The sequence below is a fragment of the Parabacteroides caecihominis genome (assembly GCF_023656785.1).
GTDB classification, from domain to species: Bacteria; Bacteroidota; Bacteroidia; order Bacteroidales; family Tannerellaceae; genus Parabacteroides; species Parabacteroides segnis.
Genome location: NZ_JAMOKS010000023.1, coordinates 43,838 through 59,498, shown reverse-complemented (window position 1 = coordinate 59,498; position 15,661 = coordinate 43,838). Strand labels below are relative to the sequence as shown.

11 protein-coding genes and 1 pseudogene are annotated in these 15,661 nt (G+C 44.6%); 3 read left to right on the top strand and 9 right to left on the bottom strand.

The window, feature by feature from the left end; all coding sequences use genetic code 11:
- Positions 1-106: 106 nt before the first annotated feature.
- Positions 107-493: pseudogene (locus NBH14_RS18550) on the top strand (DUF302 domain-containing protein); the annotation flags it as partial.
- A 934-nt stretch (positions 494-1,427) separates the two neighbouring features.
- Here the strand turns inward: NBH14_RS18550 and hutH are convergent.
- The 6 genes from hutH to secDF form a co-directional block, all read right to left on the bottom strand.
- Complete coding sequence (gene hutH, locus NBH14_RS18545) at positions 1,428-2,918, bottom strand: histidine ammonia-lyase (protein ID WP_186959805.1); 1,491 nt, start codon at positions 2,916-2,918, stop codon at positions 1,428-1,430.
- Between the two features lie 86 nt (positions 2,919-3,004).
- Positions 3,005-3,628 carry a cyclodeaminase/cyclohydrolase family protein gene (locus tag NBH14_RS18540; RefSeq protein ID WP_186959807.1) on the bottom strand — a complete coding sequence of 208 codons (624 nt, stop codon included), beginning with the start codon at positions 3,626-3,628 and terminating at the stop codon, positions 3,005-3,007.
- A gap of 42 nt (positions 3,629-3,670) precedes the next feature.
- Positions 3,671-4,921, bottom strand: coding sequence for an imidazolonepropionase (gene hutI / locus NBH14_RS18535; RefSeq protein ID WP_128135470.1), 1,251 nt, complete (start codon positions 4,919-4,921; stop codon positions 3,671-3,673).
- A 3-nt stretch (positions 4,922-4,924) separates the two neighbouring features.
- Positions 4,925-5,830: a glutamate formimidoyltransferase gene (gene ftcD / locus NBH14_RS18530; protein ID WP_186959809.1), complete on the bottom strand. Its 906-nt coding sequence runs from the start codon at positions 5,828-5,830 to the stop codon at positions 4,925-4,927.
- Between the two features lie 4 nt (positions 5,831-5,834).
- Positions 5,835-7,832, bottom strand: coding sequence for a urocanate hydratase (gene hutU / locus NBH14_RS18525; RefSeq protein ID WP_186959810.1), 1,998 nt, complete (start codon positions 7,830-7,832; stop codon positions 5,835-5,837).
- A gap of 184 nt (positions 7,833-8,016) precedes the next feature.
- Positions 8,017-11,040 (bottom strand): protein translocase subunit SecDF, encoded by a 3,024-nt coding sequence (secDF, locus tag NBH14_RS18520; RefSeq protein WP_186959812.1) that lies wholly within the window; start codon positions 11,038-11,040, stop codon positions 8,017-8,019.
- Between the two features lie 170 nt (positions 11,041-11,210).
- Here secDF and NBH14_RS18515 point away from each other — a divergent pair, with 170 nt between their 5' ends.
- Both NBH14_RS18515 and NBH14_RS18510 read left to right on the top strand, forming a co-directional pair.
- The gene (locus NBH14_RS18515; protein WP_186959813.1) at positions 11,211-12,248 is read left to right on the top strand and encodes a DUF4468 domain-containing protein; all 1,038 of its coding nucleotides are present in this window, start codon (positions 11,211-11,213) and stop codon (positions 12,246-12,248) included.
- Complete coding sequence (locus tag NBH14_RS18510) at positions 12,236-12,808, top strand: DUF4468 domain-containing protein (protein ID WP_007655123.1); 573 nt, start codon at positions 12,236-12,238, stop codon at positions 12,806-12,808. The genes NBH14_RS18515 and NBH14_RS18510 overlap by 13 nt, the downstream gene beginning before the upstream one ends.
- Positions 12,809-12,866: 58 nt before the next feature.
- Here NBH14_RS18510 and NBH14_RS18505 read toward each other — a convergent pair whose 3' ends face one another.
- Genes NBH14_RS18505 through NBH14_RS18495 form a run of 3 tightly spaced genes read right to left on the bottom strand, consistent with a single transcriptional unit; the run spans position 12,867 to position 15,548 of the window.
- Positions 12,867-13,982 (bottom strand): endonuclease/exonuclease/phosphatase family protein, encoded by a 1,116-nt coding sequence (locus tag NBH14_RS18505; RefSeq protein ID WP_186959815.1) that lies wholly within the window; start codon positions 13,980-13,982, stop codon positions 12,867-12,869.
- Positions 13,979-14,857 carry a rhomboid family intramembrane serine protease gene (locus NBH14_RS18500; RefSeq protein ID WP_044245943.1) on the bottom strand — a complete coding sequence of 293 codons (879 nt, stop codon included), beginning with the start codon at positions 14,855-14,857 and terminating at the stop codon, positions 13,979-13,981. The genes NBH14_RS18505 and NBH14_RS18500 overlap by 4 nt, the downstream gene beginning before the upstream one ends.
- Positions 14,838-15,548, bottom strand: coding sequence for a rhomboid family intramembrane serine protease (locus tag NBH14_RS18495; RefSeq protein ID WP_007655129.1), 711 nt, complete (start codon positions 15,546-15,548; stop codon positions 14,838-14,840). Before NBH14_RS18495 ends, NBH14_RS18500 begins: the two co-directional genes overlap by 20 nt.
- Positions 15,549-15,661 lie beyond the last annotated feature (113 nt).

The following is a 15,661-nucleotide window of genomic DNA, read 5'->3' as shown; positions in this document are numbered from 1 at the left end:
TAATAAAAGATGTAACATGAGAAAGTATTTATCTATTCTGGCAGGGCTCCTGTTTGCAGGAGTGGTGCTGGCACAAAAAGGAGAACGTAATATGAATAATCAGGCAAGCAAATTCAGTGTAGACAAAACGATGGGACGGATCGAGCAAATCCTTCAGAAAATGGATATTCCGGTATTCGCCAAATTCGATCATCAGAAAAACGCAGAAGAAGTAGGGTTAGATTTACGTCCTAACCAGGTAATTGTCTTCGGATCTCCGAAGGTAGGAACAAAGCTGATGCAGGAAAACCCGGCCATCTCCATCGAGTTACCTCTTAAAATTTCTGTTTGGGAAGACAAGAACGGCAAAGTATGGACTTCTTTCCCTCAAATGGAACGCTTGGCATCGGAATATGGGTTGGAAAAAGAACCGGTTATCGGAAAGATGCAGGAATTACTGGAAAAGATTGTCAATCAATCTACCGGCAAAACAGACATCTCCGCACCAGAATAAAAGTTTTCAGAAAAAATTCCTTCATTTATTCATTCGGCACATCAATAACTGATTACCAAAACATTAACAATGAATAATATGAACAAAACATCAATCCGAAGTAATAAATCTTCATGTTTTTTTACTATATCCTTCATCTAAATGCAGATTTTCCGACAAAGTATACTGTCAGTCTGAGATATTTCAGATAAGATGCAAGGTTATATAATACTAAACGAACAATAAGTATGACTTATCTCTTTTGTCTTTTACGGGTACTTGTTTCTCAAATATCGAACGCTTGTTTGACAGCTGTAGAATAAGCGTTCGACTATACACAAACAAGCGTTTGACAGATGGGAGATAACATAGGAGTAGAGACTTTAACAATAAAGAATGAGTAGTATCATGTTAAAAGGATATGAGATAACCCCTTACCGGAATAGAACAAAAACAATAAAATCTACTTGCCGATACTACCTGGCAGAAACCGTTCATGTATAAAAATATCGTAACCAGGAAATCGGGAGTCGCATGTTTTCTTCATTTCCTTCATGCTATATATATTGATAATCAATAAGCAGAATGAAACGATGAACAAATGAAGGTATTTTTTCTGAAAACTTTTATTGGAAGCAGAGCTTCCTCTTGGACAGCCAATACAGCTTGTTTTTCTGCGATACAGTGTCAAGCACGGTAACGAGACACTGTCCCCGTGCTTGACACAGGGTCGCAAAACAACTACCGATATCGGCCATCCTAAGAGAACGCTTAGCGTTCTTGTCAAGGCCTCAGCGGATGAACGTCCACGAAGGGGGAAGACGGAGCGTCCCGAGCATCTGCTGTTTGAGCGTAGCGAGTTCAGATGCGACAGCGAAGTCTTTCACCGAAGCAGTGAAGCCGGTGCAGCCTTGATCTTTTGCCTACTTTTCCATCAAGGGAAAAGTAGGTACAATTACAACGGATACCTCCGCAGGAAAGCTACTGTACGATGGATCTCCGTGTACATTACAATATCATCTTCTATGAAAGGGACCTCCTTCCGGAAGTCTCTCAGGAATTTTTCAAGGACAGGTGAAGTCCTGGCCGGACGGCGAAACTCCATTCCTTGTGCCGCATTCATTAATTCAATCGCCAGGATATGATCGAGGTTATCCATCACCTTGAACAGTTTGGTTGCAGCATTGGCCCCCATGCTGACATGATCTTCCTGACCATTGCTGGATACGATCGAATCGCTGCTGGCGGCATAACAATACATCTTATTCTGGCTGACCATGCTTGCAGCGGCATATTGCGGGATCATAAAACCGGAGTTCAGCCCGGGATTGGCAACAAGAAATTCCGGTAAACCGCGAAGTCCCATGATCAATTGGGCGACACGGCGTTCGGATATATTTCCTAGTTCAGCCAAAGCGATGGCCAGAAAGTCGAAAGAGATGGCCAGCGGCTGACCATGGAAATTACCGCCCGAGATGATCTTGTCTTCTTCCGGGAAGATGGTCGGATTATCCGTCACCGAATTAATTTCCGTGAGCAATACACCGGAAACGTAATTGATCGCATCCTTTGTCGCTCCGTGAACCTGCGGGATGCAACGGAAAGAATAAGGGTCCTGCACATGTTCCTTTTTCCGGTTGATCAGTTCACTTCCCTCCAACAACCGGCGGAAAACTGCTCCCGTTTCAATCTGTCCCGGATGAGGACGCATCTGCTGGATACAATCCATGAAAGGATCGATACGACCGTCGAAGGCTTCCAAAGACAAGGCCGCTATCGTATCCGCCTTTTGGGAAAGACGAAAGGCACGCATCAAGGCAAAAACGCCATTTGCACTCATAAACTGCGTTCCATTCAGTAAAGCCAGTCCCTCTTTACTTTTCAGGCGTACGGGTTTCCAGGCAAACTCATCCAATACGCTGATCGCTTCGCGCTTCTTTCCTTTATAATAGACATCTCCCACTCCGATCAGCGGCAGGAAGAGATTCGCCAACGGAGCCAGATCGCCGGAAGCTCCCAGGGAGCCTCGGTCATAAACGATCGGCAGGACATCATTATTGAAGAAATCGAGGATACGTTGTACGGTAATAACCTGTACACCGCTATGGCCCAAAGACAAAGCATGTGCTTTCAGCAGCATCATCAACCGGACAATAACGGGACTCACCTCGTCACCGACGCTACAGGCATGGCTTTTCACCAGATTTTCCTGCAAGGTACTCAGTTCGTCAGACGAGATATTTTTATTGCATAACGAGCCGAAACCTGTTGTAATGCCATAAAGCGGACCATCCTGTTGTTCGATTTTCCGGTCCAGGTAGTCGCGGCAACGCTGGATGCGTTCGCGCACTTCCTGGCTTAACTCGAGCTTCATGTTCTGAGTCAGGATCAACTCAATGCTGTCGAATGTCAGCGGTTCGGAACCTACATAATAGACATTGCTCATAATTAATAATTATTTAATTTGCCAATGTGCCAATATGCCAATAAAGGAAAACCATTTCCTAATTGGCACATTAGCACATTGGCATATTATAAAATGGTTTTAACCCAATCCAGTAACTTCGTTTCAATACGGATCGCTTCCGATTCCAGATGTTCGGCTTTCACTTTCATCTGCTTCACAAAGGCTTCGTCCTTGATGGAAGCCAGGTTGATACGTACGTTCAGCAGGGCTCCCAGGACACAGGTACGGGCAGTCATCATAGCAACACAGGCATCGGTAACGGCATTCCGGTTTCCTTTATGTGCCACATAAATGACGGTTTCCATCACAGACGCGATCTCTTCGGCAACCTGCATAGGGACAATAGCCGCCTCTTTCGTGGCATCTTCAATGGCCCGGGCACGTTCAGCGATCTGCTCTTCCGTTTCTTTCGGAAGTTTAAAGGCTGCAAACACACGATCGTAGGCTTCACTGTCACGGTCAATGTCGCGGATCAGACGCTCACGGATCAGAGCAGCTTCCGTAGCGATCGTTCTCATCTGCCCTTCTACATCGGCATATTTCTTTTTTCCGATGGTCAGATTGGCAACCATCTCCGTCAATGCGGTAGCGATAGCACCGTTTAAGGCTGAAATACTTCCGCCGCCCGGAACCGGTGCGTTACTGGCTGTCTCCGCCAGAAATCCTTTAATTGTCAAGTCTACAAGCATGGTATTTATATTTAAGGTATTAAACAATGAATAAACTGTTTCTCAGATCATATAAATGATTCCGTCCTTGATCACCGTATCCACGATATTCATTCCCACATTATAAGGCAGGAATTTGTAGGACGGATATTTCAGCAGGATCAGATCGGCCTTCTTTCCTACATCTATACTGCCGATCTTGTTGGCACGCCCCAAAGCCGCCGCCCCGTTGATCGTCAAAGCGGTAACCGCTTCTTCCGGAGTCAGTTTCATCTGAATGCACGCCAAAGCGAAAAGCATCGGGATAGAACAGGAAAAACAACTGCCGGGATTATAATCGGTAGCCAGTGCAACTGCACAACCGGCGTCAATCATCTCACGACCACGGGCATAAGGTTCGTTCAATGAAAAGGCCGTAAGCGGAAGCAAGGTAGCAATCACCCCGCTACGTGCCAGCCGTTGGATGCCTTCATCCGAAGCGTGCAGCAAATGATCGGCACTGACAACCTTCAGACGGGCCGCCAGTTCCGCTCCTCCAATAGATACGATCTCATCGGCATGCATCTTCAACTTAAACCGCTGACTTCGGGCGGCACGTAACAAACGTTCACTCTGTTTTACCGAGAATACTCCCTGTTCACAAAAAACATCACAGAAAGTAACCGTTCTCTCCAAGCGAAGTTCCGGCAGGACCTGTTCGATTATATAAGTAATATAATCATCCGTCTGATGGGTATATTCAGGGGGAATGGCATGAGCCCCCAAATAAGTGGACACGACGTCGACCGGATGTTCCTCGTTGAGGTCTGCCATTACACGCAGTTGCATCAGTTCGGTTTCGAAGTTCAGGCCATATCCGCTTTTACCTTCCACCGTCGTTACACCCATATCCAACATTTCGTCGAGCCGTTCATAACCGATACTCCACAGTTGCTCGAAATCACATTCACGGGTAGCATTGACCGTATTGACTATACCGCCTCCACGTTCCATGATCGACATATAACTATCACCTTTCAACCGCCAGGAAAACTCTTCTTCACGATAACCACCGAAAATAAAATGGGTATGGCTATCCACAAACCCGGGAAGCAATGCCCTTCCACTGGCATCGATTTCCAGGTATTCGTCCGGATCTACCTGACGTACTATTTCTTTTGTCGGACCGACATGCGTTATAACACCTTCGGAAACAACCACTGCTCCATCTTCTATAATATGGAGATCAGACATTGCCGTCCCTCTTTTTGCTTCAAAACCGGAACAGGTTACAACTTGCGATGCGTTCCTTATCAGTAATTTATCTCCTTTCATGTTTTATTCCATTATTCTAGCTTCTAACACCTGGTTCATGGAAAAGTTTTCCAACCCTAAATAAAAAGAAGCTGTATCAATCAATGCTTCCATCGGAACCAATCCGATAATCTCACTACCAACGACCGGAACGCCATAACGGCGAGCCTCTATCTTCACCAGTTCAAAAGCACGGTACAAGGCAGTACGGGTATAGTCGGTCATATTAATCGAGACCTGCACGATACCCCGTTCTTTCAGTTCGACTCCCATTGCTTTACAATAACGAAGGCCGCCGCCGATAAAACGAATCTTACGGGCAATATCGCTGGCAATATTCAGATCGGCCGTACCCAGATTGACATTATAAGCAACAAGCGGCATGCGGGCACCAACAGCAACCGTACCGGCTGTCGGATGGCGCTCCGCCGGTCCGAAGTCCGGCTGCCATTCCGCCAATTTAATCTTCTCAGCCATCCCTTCGAACTCACCTTTCCTGACTGCTGCCAGATTCTCCCGGTGAGGGGCGGTTGCCGACTTCTCGTATAAAAACACAGGAACCTGGTATAAGGTTGCAATCTGTTCACCAACTTCTTTAGATAAAGCAATCGCTTCATCCATTGTACATCCTTTGATCGGGATGAACGGGATCACATCGACTGCTCCCATCCGCGGATGTTGTCCGCTATGCAGGTTCAGGTCTATCAAAGCGACTGCCTGTCCTACAGCCTCCAACAGGGCGGCTTTCAATGCCTCCGGTTCACCGACTACAGTAACTACCAGGCGGTTATGATCTTCATCATTGCTATAATCCAACAGTTTTACTCCTTGCCTGGCTCTGAACGGCTCAATAATCTTTTCTATCTTCCCTAAGTCCCTACCTTCACTAAAATTGGGGACACACTCCATAATTTTATTCCAACTACTCATAAATTCAGGTATTTAAAGAGGTCTTTATTGTTTTTCGTATCAATTCTTCCTCCGGAATATAAGGAAGAGTGATATGATACTGATTCTCATTATTCTTATTAAATGTTTCACTTGTTTCCAGGGCATGCCGGTTACGTGCCCAGGCACGGCGCGCCACACCGCCCATTACATCCCATAACATGGCGGAACGTAATATTTCGTCGACACGGTTACTTCCGTCGAGAACCATACCGAATCCTCCGTTTATCGCTTTACCGATACCGACACCACCACCGTTATGAAGGGCTACCAGACTCATTCCGCGGGCTGCATTTCCGGCAAAACACTGTACAGCCATATCGGCCATGACGTTACTACCGTCGTAGATATTGGACGTCTCCCGGAAAGGCGAGTCTGTCCCGCTGACATCATGATGGTCGCGTCCCAGCATCACCGGCCCGATCTCTCCGTCACGGACCATCTGATTGAAACGGAGCGCAATCTTCAGCCTACCTTCGGCATCCTGATAAAGGATACGGGCCTGTGTACCTACTACCAGATTGTTCTTTTCGGCATCGCGTATCCAGTTATAGTTATCACGGTCCTGTCCCCGCCGATCCGGATCGATACAATCCATGGCGGCATGGTCGGTTTTGACCAGGTCTTCTTTTTTCCCGCTCAGACAAACCCAGCGGAAAGGACCGTAGCCGTAATCAAACAATTCCGGTCCCATTATATCTTCCACATAAGACGGCCAGATAAAACCATCTTTCTCATCGATACCATTCCTGGATATATCTTTTACACCTGCATCATAAATTGCTTTCAGGAATGAATTGCCGTAATCAAAGAAATAGGCTCCGGCATCTACCAGCCGTTTTATCACTTCATAATGTCTGCGCAAAGAACGGTCCACCAGGGCACAAAACGTTTCCTGGTCTTCCGAAAGCAAACGCGTACGTTCTTCGAAAGAGATTCCTGCAGGACAGTATCCACCCTCATAAACAGCATGGCACGAAGTCTGATCACTCAGCAAGTCGATAGGAATAGATTCCGATGCGGCATATTCCAAAAGGTCTACAATATTCCCATGATAAGCAATCGAAAGAGGCTCTTTGGCACGGCAAGCATCCGTTGCCAGGCGAAAAGCCTCGACCTCGTTATCTGTAACCAACTGGACCCATCCCTGCGAATGGCGTGTTTCTATTCGCGATCGATCCACTTCCGCCACAATGCAGGCAGCACCGGCAATAACAGCCGCTTTCGGCTGTGCCCCGCTCATTCCTCCTAACCCGGACGAGACGAAAAGATGTCCTCGCAAGTCTTTATCCTGCGGTATGCCGAGTTTAAGGCGACCGGCATTCAGGAGCGTATTGAAGGTTCCATGTACAATACCTTGCGGTCCGATATACATCCACCCTCCGGCTGTCATCTGACCATAGTTGGCAACCCCCATCTGGGCTGCCACATGCCAGTCCTTCTGATTATCGAACATGCCGACCATCATCGAATTGGTGATAATTACCCGGGGAGCATCCGGCCTGGAACGGAACAAACCGAGCGGATGGCCCGATTCGATCACCAGGGTCTGCTCCTGTGTCATGATCTCCAGATATTGTTTGATCAACCGGTATTGCATCCAGTTCTGACAGACCTGACCCGTCTCTCCATACGTCACCAACTCATAAGGATAAAGGGCGATGTCGAAACAGAGGTTGTTGTCAATCATGACCTGGAAAGCTTTTCCTTCCAGGCAGTTTCCTTGATAGTCATCAATGGGACGTGCTTTCAGATCACCCTCCGGACGATAACGATACCCGTATATCCTTCCACGGGTACGAAGTTCTTCCATAAATTCAGGTGCTAATGTCTCATGAAGTTCTTTCGGAATGTACCTTAAGGCATTTTTCAATGCCGTTTCAGTTTGTGCAGACGTAAGGGAATAACCGCGATCGGGGGCGCGGCGGATACCGGCAACAAAAGAAGGATATGCCGGCAATTGGCTACCTAGATGTATATCCATAACTGATGACGTTTTAAAATAAACTTACAATTTGTCAGAATAAAACAATTGCAAGTGGCCTACAAGGTAGATATTTCCGTGCAACCGGACAATTTCGGCTATATGTTTAGAAGCATATTGTAAACAAGAAAAAAGACCATCCCGCAATGAGATGGTCTTTTCATTATTTCATAAAAACTGTCTGTTACTTAGCAGCTTCGGCAGCTTTTTTGTTGATCTTTCTTTTCTGTATTTCGTATGCAATCGGAGTTGCAATGAACAGTGTAGAATATGTACCTACGATGATACCCAGCAGGATAGCGAACGTAAAGCTACGGATTGTGCTACCACCCAGGATAAAGATACAAAGTACTACAACCAACGTTGTCAATGATGTATTGAATGTACGAGACAGCGTTGAGTTCAAAGCGTCATTGATCACCTGGTAACGATCGCGTTTCGGATACAGACCGATTGTTTCACGGATACGGTCGAATACAACCACGGTATCATTGATAGAATAACCGATAATCGTCAGGATAGCCGCGATAAATGTCTGGTCGACTTCCATAGAGAACGGTAACACTTTCCATAATAAAGTATAGAAAGAGATGATACACAATGTTGTCACTGCTACTGAAGCAAATGCACCTACAGAGAATGACCAATCGCGGAAACGAAGCAGGATATAAGCAGCCATACAGAACATCGCGAAGACAACCGCCATGATAGCGCTGTTCTTGATGTCGTCGGCCATACTCGGTCCCACTTTCTGAGAACTCTGGATATAAGTTGTTGTGAACTGATCCAATGTTGTTCCTTCCGGAAGCAGCGGTTTAACGCCTTCGAACAATAATGATTCGATTTCCTGGTCTACAGCAGGATCGGCATCGTCGATTTTATAGTTGGTAGATACACGAACCTGGTCCGGTGTACCGATCGTGATAACACTTACAGCACCATCCAGTTTTTCGTCCAGCATATTACGAACTTCATCCGTTTTTACATCCTGTGCAAAACGAACGATATAGTTACGTCCACCGGTGAAGTCGATACCGTTATTCAAACCGATCGTCATCATGGAGATTGCTCCCAAAAGAACGATACCGGCAGGAATCAGATAACCAGTCTTACGAGCACCCAGGAAGTTGATCTTCGGATTAGTCAACAGGTCTTTCGTGATAGATGTTACGAATGTTACATTCTTCAGTTTATCCTTAGCCAGTAATGCTTCGTAAACGATACGAGTCAGGAAGACTGCAGTAAGGAAAGAAGCGAACAGACCGATAATCATTGTAGTAGCGAAACCACGGATAGGACCTGTACCGAAGTAGAACAATACAACACCTGTAATGATGGATGTTAAGTTGGAGTCGAAGATAGCAGAGAACGCATTGCTGTAACCATCGGCAATAGCCTTGCTTAACGACTTACCGGCTCGAAGCTCTTCTTTTGTACGTTCATAGATCAACACGTTAGCATCGACTGCCATACCCAGCGTCAACACCATACCGGCGATACCCGGCAAAGTAAGTACAGCCTGAAAAGAAGCAAGGATACCCATCGTGAAGAAGATGTTCAATACCAATGCACCGTCTGCAATCAGACCCGGGATAATTCCGTAGAATGCACACATATAGATCATCAACAGGATCAATGCCAAAGCAAAGGAGATAACACCTGAGCTAATAGCTTCCTGACCCAATGACGGACCGACTACGTCTTCCTGTACGATATGTACTGAAGCAGCCATCTTACCTGATTTCAATACGTTAGCTAAGTCCTTCGCTTCTTCCGGAGTGAAGTGACCTGTAATCTGAGAACGTCCTCCGGTAATTTCATCATTTACATTCGGAGCGGAATAAACCATATCATCCAGAACGATAGCGATAGCTTTACCGATATTCTCTTTTGTCAAACGAGCCCATGCCTTAGCACCTTCTGCGTTCATGGCCATACTAACCTGCTGTTCTGAACGACCAGCCTGCTGTACGAAGTCTGCATTAGCATCAGTTACTACGTCACCACCTAAAGCAGGCGTTCCGTCACGGTTAGTAACCTTGATAGCATATAATTCGAAAAATTGTTCTTTTTCGTCGATAGCCTTAACACCCCATTTCAAAGACAGGTTACGAGGTAACACGTCTTTCACCTGTTTCATTGCCAGATATTCGTTGATCTTAGGAATGTCTCTTACGTTAGCCACACCAACGGCAGCACCACGACCTAACTGACCGTTATACTGGTTGATTTGTAACAAGGCAAACAACGGATGCTGTTTTGCAAATTCTTCCATCGACTGGTTTGCCTGAGCTTCCGGTTTATCCTGAGCGATCTGCTGTAACAGAGAATCGGCTTCGCTTGTAGCGGCAGCATTATCTGTAACAGTCTCCGTAGCAGTTGTTTCAGTACCATCGGCAGAAACAGTTTCTGTTTCAGTTACGGCTGCTTCGTCGTTATGTTCTTTCAACACTGTAGCCAGAATATTGTCGGCAGCAACCAACTGCTGGTAAACTTCCGGCAACTGATAAGTTTCCCAAAATTCCAGGTTTGCACTACCCTGTAACAATTTACGAACACGTTCAGGCTCTTTTACACCCGGAAGTTCCACCAGGATACGTCCTGCTGTTTCCAAACGCTGGATGTTAGGAGATACCACACCGAAACGGTCGATACGGGTACGCAATACGTTGAATGAATTATCAATAGCACTCTTCAATTCATTTTTCAACACTGAAACGACCTGAGCATCTGTGCTCTGCGGAGTAATTTTATCTTTCAACTCAAATGTGCTGAAAATAGCAGACAAACGTGCGCCATTATCCAGGTTCTTGTACTCTTCTGCAAACAAGTCAATAAAGTCTCTCTGACTGGTTGCCTGGCGAGCATAAGCTAAATCCAAAGCCTTGTTGAAGTTCTCATCCTGGTTATTATTTGAAAGTGAGCGGATTACATCTGCCACATTCAATTCCAGAACGACGTTCATACCGCCTTTCAGGTCAAGTCCTAAACTAATTTCCATTTCACGGCATTGCTTAAGCGTATAGCCCAGCCACACCTTCTGAGTAGATAATGAGTCCAAATAAAGACTCTCTTTCGACGGATCCCCTCCTGCATACTCAGCGGCTTTATTGTTGTAATATCTTGTTACAAATGAGAACGATAGATAGAACAAACATACAAGCGTAAGTAATACCGCGAAGACCCTTACAAATCCTTTGTTTTGCATTTGAATCTTGAGTTTATGTTATTACATTATTTATTTTCGTTTTTTCACAGGGTGCAAATATAGGCTTTTTTTCTTTGTCAAATAGTAATTAGATTAATTATTTGTCACTCTCTTAGTTAATTTCAAGTACAAATATATATCTTTGCCTGTAAAAAAACACAGTATTGACCATGAAACAGCTATTATTATTCTTTTTATTTATTCCCTCCTTGCTTATAGCACAGGAAGATCAAAAGTATTTAGCCGGTGCTATTCCTGAAGAAGGAGGCAAAGTCGTATTTACCAAAGAGATAAATATGCCATCACTTTCGAAAGGGCAGATTTACGATATTATGTACCAATGGGCCGAAAAGTTCTTCAGCGAAGAAGGACGCCGACTGGTCTATTCTGACAAGGACAAAGGCGATATTGCTGCCGTAGGTGAAGAATACCTGGTATTCCAAAGCACAGCCTTATCATTGGACCGCACACTGATGGATTACCGCGTAACCATCGAATGCGAAGACAATGCTGCTAAAATTAAACTGGCTGGCATCCGTTACGAATACAATGTATCCTATCAGCGTGAACCTGAAAAGTACACAGCAGAAGAATGGATCACAGACAAATATGCACTGAACAAAAAGAAAGATAAACTGAATCGCGGCAACGGCAAGTTCCGTCGTAAAACAGTCGATTTTGCGGAAAATATGTTCCAGAGTGCCGATGCCGCATTCGGTATCCAGCCGGCCGGCACGGTAACACCTGCTTATGCCCTTACCCCTGCAACTCCGGTACAACAGCAACAACAAGCAGTCAGACCGGCAGCTCCTGCCCAGCAAATCGCACAGGCTCCCGTCGGCAACAACACAGATGTATGTCAGGGATTATCGGCTTTCGAACCGGATAAAATCCCTTCTACATTATTGAATATGCTGCCGGATAGCAAAATGCAGGTAACACCGGCAGATAATGAGAATCTGATCGAGAGATATGCCACGTGGAAGGAAATGGGCAAGATGTTCGGAAAGAATATCGCTTCTATTTCTATCAGCCCGGAAAGTGAAGTCTACAAAGCAGTCAAAGATAACGACATCTACACGATCACTTTCACCAAAAAGGATGATACGGAAACCTGGTTCATGATTCAGTGCGTTAAGCAGGGCGAGTCAAGCGAAGGACAACAGAAAATCGTTATTGGAGAGATACTTAACGTATGGATCAGATAAATACAAAAATGATAAAGAAAACAATATTACTGCTATTGCTGATATGTCCCGTGCTTGCTATGGCACAGGGACATAAAGGCAGTGTAGAGTCGTGTGCCCCGATGAAAGAGGGAAAGGTTTGCTACAGCGACGAAGTAGACGTTGAAGGCGTGAAGAAAGGCGAGTTGTTTAAAGCGATCGACAAATGGGCCAAGAAGAATTATGGGAAAGATGTTTTCCTGTCGAGTGTCAATTCCAGCAAGTCGAAAGGAACGATATTTATCAACTCAAAAGTCGAGCTACTTCTGAACGATACGGATAAAACAATCGTCAAGTACAAGATGAGAATCTATTGCCACGACGAGAAATATAATGTAGAGCTGACGGATATTTCATATCAATACGACCCAAACAACGAAAAGAAATATAAGACCTATCCGGCCGAAAACGTTATTGCCAACAACGGAAAGAGCAACACAATCGCATTGATCAAAGATCCGTTACTTTTCTGTAATGCGACCTTCTTTTTTGCAGAAAATTTATTTGCCGATGTGTTTAGTGCAGCAGATAATGACGAGTAAAAAACAAACAGACTATATATATTAATGTAAGGGGATTCCGGCAAGGGGTTCCCTTATTTTATTCTTCCAGGCTCAGATAGCACCATAACGGATAGTGGTCGGAATATCGTACCTTGTCAATAGTGCAGTTCATTGACTTCATATTCTTTGAATGCAATATATTATCGATGCGGAACCAGAACATATTCTGATTATAGGTTATTCCCATCCCCTGTCCGGATTCGGCAAACGAATCAATTAAAGGCCCCTGTACCGTACGATGTGCATATGAAATCGGCGTATCATTAAAGTCACCGCAAACCAGGATGTAATCACCTTTTGCCTTTGATATTTCTTCTGCGACGACATCTGCTTGCCGGGCACGTATCTTAAAAGCCGGGCCCAGCTTTTGTTCAAGCGCACCTTTAATCCCATCGAAAGTATCCGTGCCGATATTTTTTATAAAAGCAGTATAGCGGCTCCGGTCCTCCATCGTCAATTTAAAAGATTCCAGGTGATTATTGATCAAAGTCAGTTTCTTCCCATTCACATTCAACTCATGAATAGAAGAAGCATTGCTATCGCTCTTATATTTTATCTTCCGGCTGTTCGAAATCGGATATTTAGAAAAGACAGCTATCCCATAATCTGCATAACTGGTCTTATTTATAGGAATAACAGAACGGTACGGATACATATCAAGCGCCTTATACACCTTCGCCGATGTCAGGTACTTGTCGGATTTACTCACGGCGTACTCCTGCAAACAGACAATATCGGCCCCCGAACCGGCAATATATTCGAGAATCTTATTAGGAGATTCTGCCGTGTGGTTCAGGTAAGCAAAAGCCATCACATTATAAGTCAGCACCTTCAATACATTTTCCTTTGGAATATCTTTTGTCCGGCTATGATAAGGGAAATACTTTTTCACCGGCCCCCAGCAGATCAGGAAAGAACATAATCCGATCAGCAGGAAACGCCATTCCCATAAAAACAACCAATAGAGGATAAAACAAAGGTTCAGGACACATAAAACAGGGAAAACCAATCCCAGATAAGAAAAACTTAGGATAGTATCAGGAGAAACACGATCTGAATAAGCTGAAATAACAAACAGCACGACAATCAAAACATTGGCAAGAACGAACAATGATTTGAATAAAAGCTTCAGTGTTTTCAATCCTTCACTCATTTTTTACTTGCGTCAAATAATTGCCTTTTTTCATCAGCTGAAAGACTCTCATATCCGGAACGTTTCAATTTATCCAGAATAGCATCAAGGTCTGCCGATTCCCGATGTTTACGGGCATTATATTCATAATCGGTTTCTGCACGTTTGTGCGTCACCTTCATTTTGGGTTTTCTCTTTCCGAGATTCACCACCCAATCCAACAGGCGATTCATCGGTGCCGTCAAATCTTTTCCTTCTTTAATCCGCATGGCAAACCAGATACCGAATAAGGCACCGCCAATATGGGCAATATGCCCACCGGCATTCTCGGAAGTAATGGCCAACAGGTCGATCACAAAAGTGAAGAGCGCCAGATAGATCAATTTGATCCGCCCTATCAGAAACAGATTTATCTCCAGATCTTTCCGGTAGAACGATACGGCAAAAACTATTGCCATCACCGAAGCCGAAGCCCCCATCAGATAGCTTGAAGAAGCCACCGTCTGAAAATACGGAAAGATATTATAAGCAAGCATAAACAGTATTGCACCGGCAATACCTCCCAGCAGATACAATCCCCCCAACTGCCGTTCGCTGAAAAATGTCAGAAACAGCCCGCCAAACCAGTACAACCAAAGCATATTAAAAAGGATATGCAGGAAGTCGAAATGGGTGAACATATAAGTAATAACCGTCCACGGCCGGTACATCAACAACTCCGGCGAAGAAGGCATCTGCAAATATTGCAAAAAAGATATTCCGGGGATATTAAAAAGGAGAAATATCACCCCCATCAACCGGATCAGGATGAAAAGCCCTACATTAATATATATAAGCTTTGCCAGTATATTTCCTGCCCGGAACGTATTCTTCAGATTAGTAAAAATACTTTCCATTGTCTGCATCTTTCTTTTTCCAGTAGCGAACCATAAAGAAGCCGAACAACATACCGCCTAAATGGGCGAAGTGTGCGACCGTATCTCCACCAAAACTGGAAACACCCATAAATAGTTCTGCCAGACCGTAAAACACAACAAAATATTTAGCTTTAATAGGTATCGGAATAAACATCAGGAACAACGGCACATTCGGGAACAGCATGGCAAATGCCAACAGGATACCGAACACTGAACCGGAAGCCCCTATCGTGATCATCATATTCAATGAAGGATCCATACGAACCAGTTCAAACAGCGTCAGACCATTCGCACTGGCAAAAGATTGAACCGAATATGCCCATACCAGTTCCTGTACGATACCGGCACCGATACCTGTCACGAGATAAAAGGTAAGGAAACGTTTCGGTCCCCACACATTTTCTAGTACACGTCCAAACATATACACCCCGAACATATTAAAAAAGACATGTGCAAAAGAGTGCGTATCGTGCATGAACATATAAGTAACAAACTGAAACGGGTAGAAATCTTTCACACCCGGAAAGTGCAATCCCAATAGTTGCACCAAATCAATCCCTACTTTTGGCAACACCAGACTGGCTACCCAGAATAGCAGGTTGATAATGATAAGGTTTTTTGTAACGGGCGGTATACTATTCAAGAACCCGGAGCCATTTTGATTCATCATACATATATCAATTTGCGGGCAAAGGTAAATATATTTTGATTGTTTTTCCTTCAAATAGTACTAAAACATAGTAAATCAATAAAAAAAACAGATTTTTTCTTTGCAGAATATCA

Coding starts and splice junctions, on each gene's coding strand:
- NBH14_RS18505 (WP_186959815.1), bottom strand. CDS start 13,982: ATGAGTGAAGGATTGAAAACACTGAAGCTTTTATTCAAATCATTGTTC.
- NBH14_RS18515 (WP_186959813.1), top strand. CDS start 11,211: ATGAAACAGCTATTATTATTCTTTTTATTTATTCCCTCCTTGCTTATA.
- hutU (WP_186959810.1), bottom strand. CDS start 7,832: ATGGATATACATCTAGGTAGCCAATTGCCGGCATATCCTTCTTTTGTT.
- secDF (WP_186959812.1), bottom strand. CDS start 11,040: ATGCAAAACAAAGGATTTGTAAGGGTCTTCGCGGTATTACTTACGCTT.
- NBH14_RS18500 (WP_044245943.1), bottom strand. CDS start 14,857: ATGGAAAGTATTTTTACTAATCTGAAGAATACGTTCCGGGCAGGAAAT.
- hutH (WP_186959805.1), bottom strand. CDS start 2,918: ATGAGCAATGTCTATTATGTAGGTTCCGAACCGCTGACATTCGACAGC.
- NBH14_RS18510 (WP_007655123.1), top strand. CDS start 12,236: ATGGATCAGATAAATACAAAAATGATAAAGAAAACAATATTACTGCTA.
- NBH14_RS18540 (WP_186959807.1), bottom strand. CDS start 3,628: ATGCTTGTAGACTTGACAATTAAAGGATTTCTGGCGGAGACAGCCAGT.
- NBH14_RS18495 (WP_007655129.1), bottom strand. CDS start 15,548: ATGATGAATCAAAATGGCTCCGGGTTCTTGAATAGTATACCGCCCGTT.
- hutI (WP_128135470.1), bottom strand. CDS start 4,921: ATGAAAGGAGATAAATTACTGATAAGGAACGCATCGCAAGTTGTAACC.
- ftcD (WP_186959809.1), bottom strand. CDS start 5,830: ATGAGTAGTTGGAATAAAATTATGGAGTGTGTCCCCAATTTTAGTGAA.